Source organism: Allomuricauda sp. TY007 (genome assembly GCF_010468565.1).
In the GTDB taxonomy this organism is placed as follows: Bacteria; Bacteroidota; Bacteroidia; order Flavobacteriales; family Flavobacteriaceae; genus Flagellimonas.
Map to the genome: position 1 here is coordinate 378270 of NZ_WUEG01000004.1, position 16716 is coordinate 394985.

A 16716-nucleotide genomic window follows, 5' to 3' on the forward strand; every position below is an offset into this window, starting at 1 on the left:
AAATAATTTAACTTGAACGCCCAGTTAAACCAACCAAACATGTCCAAACTTAAAAACAGATATCTTTCCTTGGATGTTTTCAGGGGTCTGGATGTCGCCTTGATGATCATTGTTAACTCACCGGGCAATGGTTCCACTACTTTTGCTCCATTATTGCACGCCGACTGGAACGGATTTACATTGACCGACCTTGTTTTTCCCACTTTTTTGTTTGTGGTGGGAAATTCCATGAGTTTTAGCATGAAAAAGTATGAAAGCATGGGCAACCCTGCATTTTTTAAGAAGGTCCTGAAGCGAACTGCCATCATTTTTCTTTTGGGCTTTTTAATGTACTGGTACCCATTTTTTGATGACGGACAGTTAAAGCCATTTTCGGAGACCAGGGTTTTCGGGGTTTTGCAACGTATTGCCTTGTGCTATATGTTTGCCTCCATCATCCTTCACTTTGTAAAGGCCAAAACCGCTATATGGCTGAGCGCTGTCTTTTTGGTGGGCTACCATCTTATTTTAATTGGTTTTGGCGACCTTACCTTATCGGGAAATGCCGTTCTTAAACTGGATGAGTGGCTTATCGGAGCCGACCATATGTACCATGGCGAAGGCATTGCTTTTGATCCCGAGGGATTGTTGAGCACCCTTCCCGCCATTGTAAATGTGATTATTGGTTACTTGGCTGGTCGATTCATCCAAAACAACGGTCAAAATTTTGAGACCGTCGCCAAATTGATGATGTTCGGTTTTGCCCTGGTATTTGCGGGCTTGGCATGGGACCTTATTCTGCCCATCAACAAAAAATTGTGGACGAGTTCCTTTGTATTGCTCACTTGCGGTATTGACCTTTTTGCCATCGCTACGCTTATTTATATCTTGGATATGAAAAAGGCGAAAAGTTGGAGCTACTTTTTTGAAGTTTTTGGCAAGAACACCTTGTTTATTTATTTATTGTCGGAGTTATTTATAATCACTCTTTTTGCCATTGACCTCAACGGAGAATCCCTATACAGATGGATTGCCGACAACATATTTATATCTTGGTCAGGTGGATACACGGGCTCATTATTATTTGCCCTTTGGATTATGCTGACTTGTTGGCTCGTGGGCTATATTATGGACAAAAGAGGCATTTACGTAAAGGTATGACCTAAGGTCAGCGGCTATATTTGGCTTTATACCATACTTTTTGCCATTCTCTTTTCAATAGTAAAAAAGATACCTCCGCCGAAATATCAACGACATCTGACGGAACTATCTTTTTGACTTCGTTCTCGGAGATATCCACTACATATAATAGGTTGAGATATTCCGGGAACTTTTCCACAATCAAATAATAAATTTTTTCGTGGATGGTACTTTTGAGTTCTTCGGGAGATATATCCAAAGGGATGTTGATGGGCACATTGGCCAATTCAAAATCCTTTTTTAATTGTTGCAATAATTTTTGATAGAGTTGTTGTTGCTGGACACCTTCCAGCAACTCCATACTAGTATTAAAGTTGGGCAGCATATGCTATTTACGATCAAAATATGCTTTGGGATTTTTTCAGTTTGAACTTCTTACGATTTTTTCCCATTCCCAAGCGGATTTCATGGCATCATCAAGGCTGGACTTTGCCTTCCACCCCAAAACTTTATTTGCTTTTTGGGTATCCGCATAGGCTTGGATTACGTCCCCTGGCCTTCTACCAACTATTTTATAGTTCAACTTTTCTCCAGAAACGCGCTCAAAGCTATGGATAACTTCCAAAACGGAACTTCCTTTTCCGGTACCCAAGTTGAACACCTCGTAATTGCTTTCGTTCTTATCTTCCAAAAGACGTTGCAATGCTGCCACATGTGCCTTCGCCAAATCCACTACATGGATATAATCCCTAATGCAAGTCCCATCTTCGGTGGGATAATCATCTCCAAAGACCGAAAGTTGTTCCCGCAATCCCACACCTGTTTGGGTGATAAAGGGCACCAAATTTTGTGGCACTCCAATGGGCAATTCCCCTATTTTTCCTGATGGGTGCGCTCCGATCGGATTGAAATAACGTAATGCAATGGCTTTCAACTCTGGGTTTACCTTGCAGGTATCCCTAATAATCTCTTCGCCCACCTGTTTGGTATTCCCGTAGGGAGACTCTGCCGGCTTTACGGGAGCAGCCTCGGTAATGGGCATTTGATCCGCCTGTCCATAAACGGTGCAAGAGCTGCTGAAGATAAAGTTTGCTCCCTCTTTTTTCTTCAACTCTTGAAGGATGTAGACCAATACCCCAAGATTGTTCTCATAATACAACAATGGTTCGGCCACACTCTCCCCGACCGCTTTGGAGGCCGCAAAATGGATTACCCCTGCGATATCGGCGTGCTTTTGAAAGAAATCTTGGACTTTTGGCTTGTGCCGAAGATCAAATTCTTCAAAAATGGGTCTTTTGCCCGTTATGGCTTCAATACCGTCCAAAACATTTATGGAAGAATTGGAGAGGTTATCGACAATTACCACCTCAAAGCCTTCATTTTGCAATTCAACAACGGTATGGGACCCAATAAAGCCCAAACCGCCTGTTACGAGTATTTTCATTTTTATTTGTTTACGAAATCAATAACCAACTTGGTTATAAAATCAATTTGCTCATCGTCCAACTCCGTGTGCATGGGGAGCGAAATAACCTCTTCCACCAATTGATTGGTCACAGGAAAATCTTCTTCATTGTAACGGTCGTCCGCATAGGCTTTTTGCTTATGCAACGGAACCGGATAATATACACCACAAGGAACGTTGTTATCATTTAAATGTTGCACGAGTGCATCTCTTTTGCCATTGGTAATCCGTAATGTATATTGGTGAAATACGTGGCAATCACACACACTTTTCTCGCTATCGCAACCGCATGATATTTTTGGCACTACAATATGCTCCTGTCCTTTAAATGCCGTTGAATATTTTGATGCTGCCTCCCATCGTTTCTGGTTGTAAAAGTCCAATTTGGGCAGCTTTGCCCTTAAAACTGCCGCTTGAATGGAGTCCAACCTGGAATTCACACCTACCACATCATGATAATATCTTTTGTACATACCGTGGTTCACGATACCACGAATGGTATGTGCCAAATCATCATCGTTGGTAAAAATGGCTCCGCCATCTCCATAACAGCCCAAATTTTTGGACGGAAAGAAAGAAGTGGCCCCTACATGTCCAATTGTCCCAGCCTTTTGTTTGGAACCATCTTTGGAGAAATAAGACCCCCCAATGGCCTGCGCATTATCTTCAATTACATACAGATTGTGTTTTTTGGCCAAGGCTATAATCTCATCCATATTGGCGCACTGCCCAAATAAATGTACGGGCACAATGGCCTTTGTTTTTGGTGTAATGGCCTTTTCTATGGCCTTCACATCAATATTAAAAGTATCGGGTTCCACATCCACCAAAACTGGGGTCAATTGTAAAAGACCTATCACCTCAACCGTTGCGGCAAAAGTAAAGTCGGCCGTAATTACCTCATCGCCCGGTTTCAACCCGAGCCCCATCATGCAAATTTGAAGAGCATCCGTCCCGTTGGCACAGGGAATCACATGTTTTACGCCCAAATATTCCTGCAACTCATTTTGAAAAGCCTGTACATGAGGTCCGTTTATGAACGCAGAGGAATCCAAGATTTCTGCAATGGCTTCGTTGACCTCGGTTTTTATACCTTCATATTGACCTTTTAGGTCAACCATCTGTATTTTTTTCATCCAAATAAATTAATGGATCAAAATTAAGAAATTAAGATGCTATAATGGTCTCTGACCGAAAGAATGTATTTTAGCGAAAAATGATGCCCTTGCGTTTTCTTTACAACATCCTCATCAACATAGCTTGGCTCGTGCTAAAGGTGGTCGCTCTTTTCAATGCCAAGATCAAATTGTTCGTTCAAGGCAGAAAGTTAACTTTTCCCACACTTGAGGATAGATTCGATTCCGAAGACAGAACTATTTGGATGCACGTGGCTTCGCTGGGCGAATTTGAACAAGGGCTGCCCATTTTGGAACGATTACGCTCCAAGTATCCCGAACACAAACTGGTCCTGAGCTTTTTTTCACCTTCTGGTTATGAGGTAAAAAAGAATACGTCGATTGCTGATGTAGTGGTATATCTGCCTATGGACAGTAATTCCAAGGTTCAACACTTTTTGGACCTTGTTGACCCGGAGTTGGCCATTTTTGTAAAGTACGAGGTTTGGCCCAATTATCTGTATCACCTTAAAAAAAGGAACATTCCCGCTATTTTGGTATCGGCCATTTTTTCGGGTAGACAGATTTATTTTAAGCCTTATGGCAGGTTTATGCGAAAGAGCCTCGGGAAATTCGACCATTATTTTGTTCAAGATAAAAACTCCAAAAAGCTATTGGAATCCATCGGATTTACAACTAGCAGCATTAGCGGGGACACTCGTTTGGACCGGGTTTCAGAAATTTTGGAACGCAACAATCAATTGGATTTCATGGATCGTTTCAAAAACAACCAACTTTGCTTGGTAGCGGGCAGTACTTGGCCCGAAGATGAAGAGATACTCATCAGCTACATCAACAACAGCAAGGAAAAGGTGAAATTTGTAATCGCCCCTCACGAAATAAAACCTGCCCATATTGAGAAAATCACCTCGTCCCTTCAAAAAAGGACGGTACTTTATTCCACGATGGGCAATCAAAATTTAAAGGAGTTCGATGTACTTGTGGTGGACACCATTGGCCTGTTGACCAAAATATACAGTTATGCCAACATTGCCTACGTAGGGGGCGGTTTTGCCACGGGACTCCACAACACCATGGAACCTGCTGTTTTTGGAATACCCATCATCATCGGGCCAAAATTTGAAGGCTTCAAGGAAGCAGAGGACCTTGTTAACGAAGGTGGTATACTGCCCATTTCGAGCAAAGATAGTTTTGGCGATTTGGTGAGCGACCTTTTGAACAACCCCGTTACCATTAAAAATATTGGAGCAATCAACTCCAATTATATCAATTCCAACAGAGGTGCTGCCGATTTGATCATGGAACACATTTCCAAGATTATGTAAATTTTGGTTAGCTTTAGCAAAATTCACCTTTTATATGGACAAGCGTATTTTTAGAATTTCATTGACGGCAGCCCTAGCGGGCTTTTTGTTTGGGTTTGATACCGTTGTTATTTCCGGTGCCAACCAACCCATAAAGGAAATATGGGACACCAACTGGTTTTTGGGCGATTCCATTTTTACTTTCCACGGCATCTTTATAATGTCCATGGCGCTTTGGGGAACCGTTCTGGGTTCGCTTTTTGGAGGTATACCAACCGACCGTTTGGGAAGAAAAAAGACCCTGTTCTGGATAGGTGTACTCTATTTTGCATCGGCGATGGGTTCGGCTTTTGCTCCCGAACCTTATAGTTTTTCGCTCTTTAGGTTTATTGGGGGTATCGGTGTAGGAGCCTCATCGGTGGCCGCCCCCGTTTATATCTCTGAGATTTCCACTGCCCAAACACGTGGTAGGTTAACGGCCATGTACCAGTTCAATATTGTTTTTGGGATTTTGATTGCGTTCATTTCCAATTACCTCATCGGGATAATTTTTGATCAAAGCATAGCTTGGCGTTGGATGTTGGGCATTGAGGGCCTCCCTGCTCTGATATATACGATTATGGTGTTCAAAATCCCGAACAGCCCTAGATGGCTTTTAATGAAAGAGCGAGCAGATACCGTTGTCATGGAATCCATTACCCTTTTAGGCATTGCAAAAGACAAGGCTTCCATCCATTTGGAGCAAATCAAGATTGCCTTGGTCGAAACTACCGAAAAACAGAAAGACAGTTTGTTTTCGGGCAAGTATAACAAATCGTTGGTACTGGCTTTTTTGATTGCCTTCTTCAATCAACTTTCGGGAATCAATTTTGTACTGTACTACGCTCCAGAAATCTTGGAACGTGCAGGTCTCGCTTCCGGTGAATCGCTCTTTAGTTCCATATCCATCGGGGTCATAAATTTGATTTTCACCTTTGTGGGAATCTCCCTTATTGACAAACTGGGTCGCAAGCAGTTAATGTATATCGGTTCCATTGGCTATATTGTGAGTTTGGCCATGGTGGGCTGGTGTTTCTATTCAAGTGCCAGTTCCGTGTTGTTGCTCACTTTTATTTTGATTTTTATTGCCTCCCATGCCGTGGGGCAAGGTGCGGTGATCTGGGTGTTTATTTCGGAAATTTTCCCGAACAAGGTCCGGTCTTACGGGCAATCGTGGGGTACTGGGACGCACTGGGTATTCGCTGCTTTGATCACCTTGCTCACCCCTACTTTTTTGGATGCTGAAATAGGCATCTTCAAGGACAACCCTTGGCCTATTTTTATCTTTTTTGCCGTAATGATGGTATTGCAATTGCTCTGGGTACTATTTATGATGCCAGAGACCAAGGGAATCTCTTTGGAGGAGTTGGGAAAACTGCTCAGCAGAAAACAGGATAGATCCAATTGATCGGTTTACGGCATGTGGTATAAATGGATCCTTTAGTCGAATATTGGTTTTTACTGTAAGGGTAATACGCAAATAATTCCGTAAATTGATGAAAATTACTCTATTATGGCAGATGAAATTAGCTTTGGAAACAGACTTATAGTAGGTTTTTTACGAATCATGGTCTTTGTATTGATCGTAATATTGATTGCAATACCCGTTTTGATTGCATTGGACTTTTTGGGAATTTTGGAGGCAATAGGACTATCCTCTTAAAAAATTACGTCTTCTTCCCCCATTGATTTGGTTACCAACTTAACGTAGGAATCTATGGCTTTATCGACATTCGTTGGCTCCGTAACGTCCACTTCGCCCCTCCAAACAAGCTCTATCTCCTTTCCAACACATATACAGTATAGGGAGGTTTCTGCATGGTATATGTTAAAAGTATCGTAGTATTCGGGATCATAGTAAATTTCTTGATGTTCCAAATAATCCGTACTGAACCTCATAAGCATTTTATCCACTTCGTTAATGTGTTCCCTAAACGTTCTTCGGTTTTCTGTGCCTACGACCTTGGTAAACAAAATAGCATCGAACCCTTTGTCCAGCAACTGTTGTTCCACTTCCTCCAATTCCTGTTCAGATCTTTGGGAAGAGGTGAATTCCACATCAAAAAGATCAATACTGCGCATAGCATCCACTCCTTGATTTTTTAAAGCATCGGCAAACCTGGATTCAAACTCCATTCGGGCGCTATCGTCCTGCACCATGCCCACTACCAGCACTTGATATGCATCAAATAGCACTATATCGGGATTTTTCCAAGTACTCACCAATCTAGTTGAAGAGCATCCAATAAGGAGCAGTAAACTTATGCCGATCAATTTGAGTTTCATTATCCTAATCTTTAAAAATCTGTGCGCAGCAAAGATCTTATATTTCTATTAACGGGTGGCAAAGGTAGCCTGTCTTTTTTCCAACTGTCTTCTCAAATCCTCAATGGTCTGGGACATGGATTTTTCAAAATCGTCGGTATCCGATTTGGCAAATATTCTGGGTCCCGGGGCACTCAGCTCAATTTCACAGATCTTGCCTTCTCCTGTTTTATCGTTTTCTGTTTTAAACAATACATTGGCCTTGATCAACCAACTGTATTTTTGCTCCAAACTTTCCAGTTTTTTCATTAATAATTGGGTCAACGACTCACTGGTCTTCATCTTTTGATATTGAACATGTACTTCCATGATTATTGTTTTGATTATATTCAAATCTATGACTGTTGTAGTTAAAATATAATGATAATTGTCAGTTAAAAAACCGATTCTTATCCCAAGAAAAAGGGCTGGCCTGTGCTTTGGAGTACGGAGAACCAAAACTCGCCTTCCACATCAATTTTTTTTCTCTTTTTTGTGACCTCTGTAATGGGTACGTAAACATAACGGTTATTTATCCTACTGGCCACAAACTTGGTTTTTCCGGCCATGGCACCATGCACGGCGTGGTATGCCAATCTACTGCAATAAACACTGTCCCTGGAATTGGCCGGGGCACACCGTACAATATAGCTAGGATCAATGTACTTAATGGTCACTGGCCTTTTTCCTTTGAAGAATTCTATAATTTTTTCCTTTAGGAAAACACCGATATCCTCGTGCTGTACATTGCCCGATGCATCCTTTACCATCTTTCTATCTTTAAAAAGTTGTTGTCCCGCACCTTCTGCCACCACAATAACGGCATGCTTTTTTTCTTGTAGGCGTTTTTCCAAAACTTTTAAGAAACCTTCTTCACCCTCAAGGGAAAAATCCATTTCCGGAATCAGCACAAAATTAACCACGGGCATGGCCAAAGCGGCCGAGGCTGCAATAAAACCACTATCCCTGCCCATTAATTTAATAATGGAAATGCCGTTGTAGGCTCCTGTAGCCTCATTATGGGCGTCGCGCAAAATGGGACTCGCTACGTCAAAAGCGGTTTCAAATCCAAAGGACTCATCAATCAAATCAATATCGTTGTCTATGGTCTTGGGGATTCCCACTACACTGATTTTACCGTTTCTTTTTGCAATTTCTTCACCTATGGCATTCACTCCTTTTAAGGTTCCATCACCGCCAATGGCAAATAGCATATCCACATGGTTTTTCTCAAGGGTGTCCACCATTACGGATACATCTTGTGCTCCGCGCGACGAACCCAAATAGGTGCCTCCAAATTGATGGATATCCTTCACCTTGTCCGGTGTCAACTCCACAAAATCATGCCCTTTCTCTGGGTTAAGGCCTTCATATCCGTAAGGTATTCCAATAATTTTTTTAATGCCATAGAAATAATGCAGGGCCATGACCAATCCACGGATTACATTGTTGATTCCCGGGCAAAGACCACCACAGGTAACTATTGCCGCAGTGGTGTTTTTAGCATCAAAAAAGATGTTTTGTCTTGGGCCTGCTTTTTCCATACATATAGGTGCCTCTCCATCATTTAAACATTGATTGTAATATTGTACGGATGGATCGAACACCAATCTATCCGACTCGCTTACAAAGTTGAATATGCGATCTCCCTTAACGGTACTGAGCTCAAGCGGAGATGAATACTGAGGCACCCCCAGGCTTTCTATATAAAATCTATTGTTATCGTTCACTTTTATTGGATCTTAAAGATGTTCGGACAAACTGTGGCGCGAATGTATCGGCAGCGACAGCATCTTCAAAGGTAAAGATTTAATCCAGGGCCAATACCGGTATCTCGGAGTGCAGGGTCAACAATTTTGTCAATCTTCCTTCCGAAGGTGAGCTTTTTTCGGCATGGTTACGGGGCAATATGGCTAACAGATCAATGTTTTTTTCGTTGATGTAATCCAAAATGCCTTGTTCCACATCTTCATTTTTAGTGAAGGTATGATCGGCATAAAAGTGTTCCAAATAGTATTCCAACAGATTTTCATTGGAGTCTTTGATGGCTTCTTCATCAAAAACGGAATCCTTATAAATGGTAAGCACATGGACACGGGCGTCAAATGCTCTGGCAACTTCCAATAGTGTTCCCAAAACGTTCTTATCATCAATTTTTTCGCCACCCATTACCAAAGCAATGTTTTTGGGCTCTTTAATGGCGGTTCCATAAGGAATTGATATTACAGGGCAATTGGCCTCCAATACCAATTTTGATGTGTTTGTAATGGCTTCGTCCGTAATTTTATCGCCCATAGTGCCCATCATAATCAAATCTGCTTTGCTCTTTTCTTGGGCTGAAAGAATTGTGCTGGTCACTTTGCCCGTATCGGTGGTGAATTCGGGGCTGACCTTTAATGTTACATTGAAAGAATCCAACACTTTTAAAAAATCTCTCTTTAATTTTTCACTATCGGATTCACTAATGGCCATAACGCCTACATAAAGGCCCAAGATATGTATAGCTCTCTCTGTACCCACAAAATTGACCACATACTCCAAGGCGTTTACGGATGCCTCGGAAAAATCAAACGGAACTAATATTTTATTTAAACTGCTCATACCTATTCTATTTTATTGATTTCAATTCTTGTTTCCAAAAGTAGAACCACTCTATGATCTAAAACATGACAGAAGTCAGGGTTTTCAACTTTTCCTTGATATTAGCAAAAAATCAGCGGTCATAAAAGTCAAGGAGGTTATTTTATTGCCTCCATAATAGTTATATTTAAAAGCCGTAAAACAATGTGATTTTAAATATGGATTTAGTAATCGGAATAGATATTGGAGGAACCAAAACCAAGATCGGATTGGTAGATGAAACTGGTAAATGTCATGAAAAAACTTTTTTTAGAACCAAGGAATTCCCAAATCTGGATGCTTACCTTGATAAAATAAAAGCTACTTCCGATGAGCTTTTGGCACAATTTGGAAAGGATGCCAATATTATAGGTTGTGGTATTGGCGCTCCAAATGCATCCAGCAAAAACGGCACTATTGAAAACGCCAGTAACTTAGTATGGAAAGGCAGTGTTCCCTTGGTTAAACTCCTGAAACAAAGAATGGATACGGACATGCCCATTCGTATAATGAACGACGCCAGTGCCGCCGCATTGGGCGAAATGCTCTTTGGAGGCGCTAAAAATATGACCGATTTTATTGTAATTACACTTGGTACCGGCTTTGGAGCCGGGATAGTGGCCAATGGCCAACTTATTGATGGATATGATGGATTTGCAGGCGAATTGGGCCATGTGGACATGACCATGGGAGATGGCAGGTTGACCGGACTCGGCGTAAAAGGAGGGCTGGAGGCTTATGTATCCGCTACCGGATTAAAGCGAACCGTTATGTACATGCAGAGTAAATATTTGGTGGACAGTAGGTTTAGGAGCATCGCCTATAACGACCTCCACGGGGAGGACATTACCCAAGCAGCGGAAGAAGGGGACGAAATTGCCCTTAAAGCTTTTGACTATACAGCTCGAATTATGGCACAGGCGCTGGCCAACTTTACGGCATTTACCCAGCCCGAAGCATTTATTTTAATGGGAGGGCTCACCAATAGCGGTAAATGGATCATGACACCTTTGGAAAAATACTTTAACGGGTTCCTTTTGGATGTGTATAAAGGAAAAGTAAAGCTCCTACACTCCAGTATGGAAGGAAAAACTGCCGCCATTTGTGGTGCTGCCGCCCTTATCTGGGAAAACCAAAAGAAGAAAATTGTTTAAAAACCAGTTTTTATTGAAAAAGGTGAATCCACTACAAGCATTATCCCTCCAAAAAAAATATATCCCAGAACAACTACTTAATACAAACATCAGTTACTCGGAAAACAAAACTGTTTCGACCTCCATTCAAACCTGACTATTGTCATGTTTTCTGATTTTGGAGAACGCTACCTTTAACATAGTTAAATAGTAGCAGTCATGAAACCAAAAAAGAACCCAAACGCAGAAATTGGACGCAACAGCGGTCTATATTTTATGATAGGACTTACTTCGGTATTGTTCATGACATGGCAATCCTTTGAAGTAAAGTTCTATGAAGAGGAATCCAAAGTTTCGGAAGTTGTGCAGGTAACCGACGAACTTAAGGAAGATGTACCCATTACCGAGATAATCAGGACCGCACCACCCCCACCTCCGCCATCTGCACCTGATGTAATTGAAATTGTGGAAGATGTGGAAGATGTGAAAGAAACCGTAATTGAAAGTACCGAAAGCAGTCAAGAAACCTATATCGAGGATGTTGTGGTAAAAATCGAGGACGTTGAAGTGGAAGAAGTTGAGGAAGAAATTGTAGTGCCCTTTGCAGTAATTGAATATGTTCCTGTATTCCCTGGATGCGAGCATCTACAAACTCAAACAGAGCGCAAAAATTGTTTTAACCAAAAAGTTCAGGAGCATATCAAAGCTACTTTCAATTATCCACCATCGGCTTTGGAAATGGGAATAACGGGCAAAGTCTACGTACAGTTTGTAATCGATTCAAACGGTCAGGTGACCGGCATACAAAAAAGAGGCCCGGATAAGCTGTTGGAAAAAGAGGCCGAACGTATTATTGCATCTTTGCCCAAAGTAAAGCCAGGCGAACAACGTGGCAAAAAAGTAAGTGTAAAGTATAGCATACCTATAAACTTTGTAATGCAAAATTAAAAACACCAGGCATACCAAAAAAAGAGGCCCGAGGTAATCCTTGGGCCTTTCTATTGATTGAACCACAAGGTTTTGGTGTACTCTTCATGTTTTGAAGCACTTTCCCTATTTTTGGCCACTAAATGGTTTTTATCCAATTTTCTTGCCCTGTAACCCAACAAGTGAAAAAATGATTTGGTAAAAAAACGGGCCACCCTTTGGTCAACCATCAGGGTATCTTTCTTATCCGTTTCCCAATCCACACCAGGCAATTTCACTAAAATATGGTCTACTTTGAACCTTCTCAATTTTTTGGACAGCCATAACCAAGTTTTGGGTATGGGTCTAATAAAATAGAATCCTTCCCTGCCCTGTTTTTGATACAAAGGCATAAAAATCTGTCGTTTTTTGGTTGCCTTTAGGGCAACACCATCAACAAGGGCCAAATTTGTCCCCTTTGGCACCATTTGAAAGTTGGCAAATCCTGGGTACATTTCAAAATCATTTTCAGGCTCTATATCATGCTGATGATAAATTTCATAGAACTTTTGGGAAACCTTGCTCGATTTGGCGATTTCACCCATCAATCTTTTTACTTCGCGCCCCGAAGCATCCAAAGATTGCGTCAAAGTCAAGGAATATCGAATAAAATCAATACTGTTTTTGATGGCCTTATTGTCATCATGCCGGCCACTTTCAAAACCAAGGGAAACATAGCCAAGCTCGTTAATGTAGCTCAACAATGCGCCTTTTAGGTACTCCTCTATTCCCAAAATTATGGGCAAAGGATAGTTCGATGCGTACTTACGGTTCAGTAAACTATCGTTGAGGACTATAAAAGGTGAGGTGTCGCTCGATGTGGTATGAAGGTCCAAAAAATAGAATGGGGGATTGCTCTTTTTAAGGATGTCCTGCACCAAAAGATAAAGTTGGTTCAGTTCGTTTTCCTCGTTATGATGAATCTCATTATTTATAACTATCCGCTCTATCCGCTCGGGCAACCAGATTCTGTTCAGGTCTTCATCTTGAAAACGCTGTCTACTTTCCAGGGCGCCCAAATTTCCCGAAATGGCATACAGTTCACCGTTGACCTGGGTTTTTTGGGACCTGATTTCACCAAAAACATTTTTTAGGGCAAAAACTCCAGCGGTCTCATTTCCATGGACACCTCCAAAAAAAACTACAGTGGGGCCTCCTTTCTTGCCTTTAATATGATCGATCACCCTATTGGATCGAGTGTTTTTTTCCAATGTCATACTTTGCACTAAGGTCATAATTATAAATCAACTTTACTGATAATGCCCACAATATGGGTACCAACACAAACCGGCAAACATACGATTTGGTGTTTCTCCATCATTTTCTTAGCCGTTTCAATTTCTGTTCTTGGCTCTACCGTTACCACATTTTTCACCATAATATCCGATACCCTGACCTCTTTTTTGTCCAGTTTTTCGAACTTTTCGATATGGCTCCACGTAAGCAGCCCAGCGAGTTCCCCTTTTCCGTTTTCCACAGGAATATGATGGATATTGTTCCATTGCATAATGGCCAACGCCAAATTGGCATAATCATCTTCGTAGAGTTTCATGAGTTTGGTGGACATGACCTGTCTTACCCATTGGAACGATTCCTTGGCCTTCTTCACCCCCCCAATGGGCTTCCATTGGTGCACAGGGATGTTGATCTGCTGGTTTTGGTACATTGATCGGGTCAATTGTACAATGGCACTGTCCAGCTTCATCTGCTTTTGCAATTCCCTAAAATTATGGATCTGCCATTCTGCACCTGTACCGCCTTTTGCCCTAGCTTCGATAACCCCCAGTAATCTTGTGATATCCATTTCATCAACATTGAACTTGCGGAGTCCCTTGTAAGCGATGGGCAGGAGTTCGTCCATAACAATCCTATCCGCTGTCATGGCCTTTCCCATCCAAGAAAACATGGCATGCCTACCACTTGTTGCTGCCCTTAAAAAGTTTAGTTTGGCGGTTCTAAAATCCATCAAGCTTGGCATATCATCGTATTTTTTGGGCCTTCCGGCCATCAGTCCCACCCAAAATGCAAAGTTTGCCATTTCATCGATTACGGTAGGGCCTGCAGGTATATAGCGGTTCTCAATACGTAAATGTGGTTTTCCGTTGCCCACTCCATAGCATGGGCGGTTCCACCGATATACCGTACTGTTGAAGAGGCTCAACGCTTCCAATCTTGGCACGGTTCCTTCTTCAAGTTGTTTCAACGAGCTTTTTTCAATGGGTTTGGTAAGCAAAATCCGATGGGTGGAAATGTCCTGTTTAAAGATCTCGGCCACGGAATTTTTCTGCCAATGTTCGCCAAAACCTACCCGGGCCACTTGCTCCTTGACCGCCTTGGTCCAAACCCGAGCGTCCAAACTTTGTTGAAAAAGGGCTGTTCGGGTCTCTCTCCACAACTCTTTCCCTAAGAGCAATGGAGAATTACAGCATATTCCCAAAACGGGTCCTGAAATGGCCTGTACCCAATTATAACTTTTGATAAAATCGTCGGGGGGAACCTGCAAATGGAGTTGGAAACTGGTATTGCAGGCTTCAAAAAGAACCGAATCATGCTTAAGGGACAACTCATCCGCACCTTTGATCCTTACTGTAAAATCATCGCCCCTCCAAGCCTTCAAGACTTCATTTATGCGATAGTACCTCGAGATTGGGGTCATAAAATCCATTCCGAGCTCTTCTTTGCTTATGGTGGGAAGAATACCGGTCAAAATAATCTTGACACCATGTTCGTCAGCCGTTTGTTTCACCTTGTCCAACAATTTAACCAGTTGCCGTTCCATATTGGCAAAGCAATCCCTGTCCAACTTATATGGGTCGAGGTTCGCTTCTATGTTGTAAGTGGCAAATTCGGTGGTAAAATGGCCATCATTGACATCTTTGATAATCTCCAACGATTTTGGAGAAGGTCTATAATCGCCATTGACCAGGCACATTTCCTGTTCTGCACCGATGCGGACAATATCGTTCTCTATCAATCCGCCTTCCATCATTTTTTCCAAGGCCCATATATCATCAATAAGATGCTGCACAAACGATTTCCGTTCCACTTCGCTAAACGTACTTTTTCCGATATGCTCTCCCATAGGGTTTGAATTGATTAAAAATCAGAATCCTTTAAAGGTACTATGTCAAGGGAACGAAAAATATGATACCTATCAGACTTTAAACTTCATTTTTCACCATTCTATGTTCCAATCCTGACAATTATCATGTTTTATGCTATCTGCCCAAGGTACTTTTGGGGTATAATGAAATCATACATACAATTATGTGCGGATTAGTTCAGAAATACAATGTTCCCGGGCCACGATATACCAGCTACCCCACCGTTCCATATTGGGATTTGGAGACTTTCTCCGGTAAAAAATGGAATTCCAGCGTACTGAAGGCATATCGGGAAAGTCCAGACGAGGGAATCAGTTTATATATACACTTGCCCTTTTGTGAAAACCTGTGCACTTTTTGCGGGTGCCACAAGCGCATTACCAAAAGGCACGAGGTTGAACTGCCTTATATAAAATCGGTAGTAAAGGAATGGGAACTGTATTGCGACCTGTTGGGATCCAGACCTGTTATAAAAGAGCTTCATTTGGGCGGTGGTACCCCTACTTTTTTCTCGCCCGAACATTTAAAAATGCTCATTGATGGAATTGTACGCTTAGGCAAAAAGGCAGACAAAGTTGAGTTCAGTTTTGAAGGACACCCCAACAACACCACAAAAGAGCATTTACAGGCCCTATTCGATGTAGGCTTCAGGAGGGTTTCCTATGGTGTACAGGATTACAACCTTACCGTTCAACGTGCCATCAATAGGATACAGCCCTTTGAGAATGTGAAAAATGTTACCGAATGGGCAAGGGAGATAGGATATACCTCTGTGGGACACGATATTATATATGGATTGCCCTTCCAAAGCCTTGACAATGTAATGGAAACCATTAATAAAACCAATGCCCTAAAACCCGACAGAATTGCTTTTTACAGCTACGCCCACGTGCCTTGGTTAAAAGGAAATGGCCAGCGTGGTTATAAAGATGTGGACCTTCCTACCTCAGAAGAAAAAAAGGCACAATACGAAATGGGCAAAAAAATGCTCACGGAGTCTGGTTATAAAGATGTTGGCATGGATCATTTCGCCCTGCCAACGGACGGTTTGTACAAGGCACTGGAAAATGGTTCCCTACATCGAAACTTTATGGGCTATACTGCTTCAAAAACCAAACTTATGATTGGTTTGGGGGCATCCAGTATTAGCGACAGTTGGTATGGATTTGCCCAAAATGTAAAGAGTGTGGAAGAATATCAGAATTTGGTTTCGCACGGGGTTATTCCTATTTTTAGGGGACACATCCTCAATACAGAGGATGAAATCTTAAGAAGGCACATCCTTAATATTATGTGCCAATTTGAGACCACTTGGAACGCTGAAGAAGAGGAAATAGTCGATTTTGAAAGCATTCTGGCCAATTTATCCGAACTAGAGGCGGACGGACTGGTCGAGATCAACAGCCCTAACATTAAAGTAACCGATAAGGGAAGACCTTTTGTAAGAAACATTAGCATGGCATTTGATCTTAAAATGCATCGAAAAAAACCAGACACCCGAATATTTTCCATGACCGTTTAACCTAA

At 41.9% G+C, this 16716-nt stretch carries 16 protein-coding genes; 7 read left to right on the forward strand and 9 right to left on the reverse strand.

Translation table 11 applies throughout. The features are described from left to right. Nucleotides 1-39: 39 nt before the first annotated feature. Nucleotides 40-1140, forward strand: a complete 1101-nt coding sequence (locus tag GO009_RS06555) for an acyltransferase family protein (protein ID WP_163625411.1) — start codon at nucleotides 40-42, stop codon at nucleotides 1138-1140. Between the two features lie 7 nt (nucleotides 1141-1147). Here the strand turns inward: GO009_RS06555 and GO009_RS06560 are convergent, their stop codons facing one another. The 3 genes from GO009_RS06560 to GO009_RS06570 are packed head-to-tail and all read right to left on the reverse strand — an operon-like array spanning nucleotide 1148 to nucleotide 3720. Beyond that, the gene (locus tag GO009_RS06560) at nucleotides 1148-1480 is read right to left on the reverse strand and encodes a hypothetical protein (RefSeq protein ID WP_239057399.1); all 333 of its coding nucleotides are present in this window, start codon (nucleotides 1478-1480) and stop codon (nucleotides 1148-1150) included. Nucleotides 1481-1540: 60 nt separating this feature from the next. After that, complete coding sequence (gene galE, locus GO009_RS06565; RefSeq protein WP_163625413.1) at nucleotides 1541-2563, reverse strand: UDP-glucose 4-epimerase GalE; 1023 nt, start codon at nucleotides 2561-2563, stop codon at nucleotides 1541-1543. Nucleotides 2564-2565: 2 nt separating this feature from the next. After that, nucleotides 2566-3720 carry a DegT/DnrJ/EryC1/StrS aminotransferase family protein gene (locus GO009_RS06570; RefSeq protein WP_163625414.1) on the reverse strand — a complete coding sequence of 385 codons (1155 nt, stop codon included), beginning with the start codon at nucleotides 3718-3720 and terminating at the stop codon, nucleotides 2566-2568. 83 nt (nucleotides 3721-3803) lie between these two features. Here GO009_RS06570 and GO009_RS06575 point away from each other — a divergent pair, with 83 nt between their 5' ends. The 3 genes from GO009_RS06575 to GO009_RS17505 all read left to right on the forward strand — a co-directional run bounded on the left by GO009_RS06575 (nucleotide 3804) and on the right by GO009_RS17505 (nucleotide 6726). Then, nucleotides 3804-5045: a 3-deoxy-D-manno-octulosonic acid transferase gene (locus GO009_RS06575; RefSeq protein ID WP_163625415.1), complete on the forward strand. Its 1242-nt coding sequence runs from the start codon at nucleotides 3804-3806 to the stop codon at nucleotides 5043-5045. A gap of 34 nt (nucleotides 5046-5079) precedes the next feature. Beyond that, on the forward strand, nucleotides 5080-6471 hold the full coding sequence (locus GO009_RS06580; protein ID WP_163625416.1) for a sugar porter family MFS transporter: 1392 nt from the start codon (nucleotides 5080-5082) through the stop codon (nucleotides 6469-6471). A gap of 105 nt (nucleotides 6472-6576) precedes the next feature. After that, complete coding sequence (locus GO009_RS17505; RefSeq protein ID WP_014033115.1) at nucleotides 6577-6726, forward strand: hypothetical protein; 150 nt, start codon at nucleotides 6577-6579, stop codon at nucleotides 6724-6726. Here the strand turns inward: GO009_RS17505 and GO009_RS06585 are convergent. From GO009_RS06585 to GO009_RS06600, 4 genes are all read right to left on the reverse strand, one after another. After that, a complete protein-coding gene (locus GO009_RS06585) occupies nucleotides 6723-7349 on the reverse strand; it encodes a hypothetical protein (RefSeq protein ID WP_163625417.1) in 627 nt (208 codons plus the stop codon). The two genes, GO009_RS17505 and GO009_RS06585, sit on opposite strands and share 4 nt — an antisense overlap. 48 nt (nucleotides 7350-7397) lie before the next feature. Then, complete coding sequence (locus GO009_RS06590) at nucleotides 7398-7697, reverse strand: HPF/RaiA family ribosome-associated protein (protein ID WP_163625418.1); 300 nt, start codon at nucleotides 7695-7697, stop codon at nucleotides 7398-7400. An 80-nt stretch (nucleotides 7698-7777) separates the two neighbouring features. Next, on the reverse strand, nucleotides 7778-9097 hold the full coding sequence (locus GO009_RS06595) for an ATP-dependent 6-phosphofructokinase (RefSeq protein ID WP_163625419.1): 1320 nt from the start codon (nucleotides 9095-9097) through the stop codon (nucleotides 7778-7780). Nucleotides 9098-9176: 79 nt separating this feature from the next. Next, entirely contained in the window at nucleotides 9177-9968 is a 792-nt protein-coding gene (locus GO009_RS06600) for a universal stress protein (RefSeq protein WP_163625420.1), read from the reverse strand. A gap of 197 nt (nucleotides 9969-10165) precedes the next feature. Between GO009_RS06600 and GO009_RS06605 the strand changes: the two genes are divergently transcribed. Together GO009_RS06605 and GO009_RS06610 are read left to right on the forward strand one after the other, a co-directional pair. Next, complete coding sequence (locus GO009_RS06605) at nucleotides 10166-11140, forward strand: ROK family protein (RefSeq protein ID WP_163625421.1); 975 nt, start codon at nucleotides 10166-10168, stop codon at nucleotides 11138-11140. 198 nt (nucleotides 11141-11338) lie between these two features. After that, nucleotides 11339-12067: an energy transducer TonB gene (locus GO009_RS06610; protein WP_163625422.1), complete on the forward strand. Its 729-nt coding sequence runs from the start codon at nucleotides 11339-11341 to the stop codon at nucleotides 12065-12067. A 50-nt stretch (nucleotides 12068-12117) separates the two neighbouring features. On the opposite strand, the gene GO009_RS06615 is transcribed toward GO009_RS06610, so the two are convergent. Both GO009_RS06615 and GO009_RS06620 read right to left on the reverse strand, forming a co-directional pair. After that, entirely contained in the window at nucleotides 12118-13302 is a 1185-nt protein-coding gene (locus GO009_RS06615; protein WP_163625423.1) for a succinylglutamate desuccinylase/aspartoacylase family protein, read from the reverse strand. Between the two features lie 20 nt (nucleotides 13303-13322). Then, the gene (locus tag GO009_RS06620; protein ID WP_163625424.1) at nucleotides 13323-15167 is read right to left on the reverse strand and encodes a CBS domain-containing protein; all 1845 of its coding nucleotides are present in this window, start codon (nucleotides 15165-15167) and stop codon (nucleotides 13323-13325) included. A gap of 185 nt (nucleotides 15168-15352) precedes the next feature. Between GO009_RS06620 and hemN the strand changes: the two genes are divergently transcribed. Further along, entirely contained in the window at nucleotides 15353-16711 is a 1359-nt protein-coding gene (gene hemN / locus GO009_RS06625; protein WP_163625425.1) for an oxygen-independent coproporphyrinogen III oxidase, read from the forward strand. The last annotated feature ends 5 nt before the right edge of the window (nucleotides 16712-16716 follow it).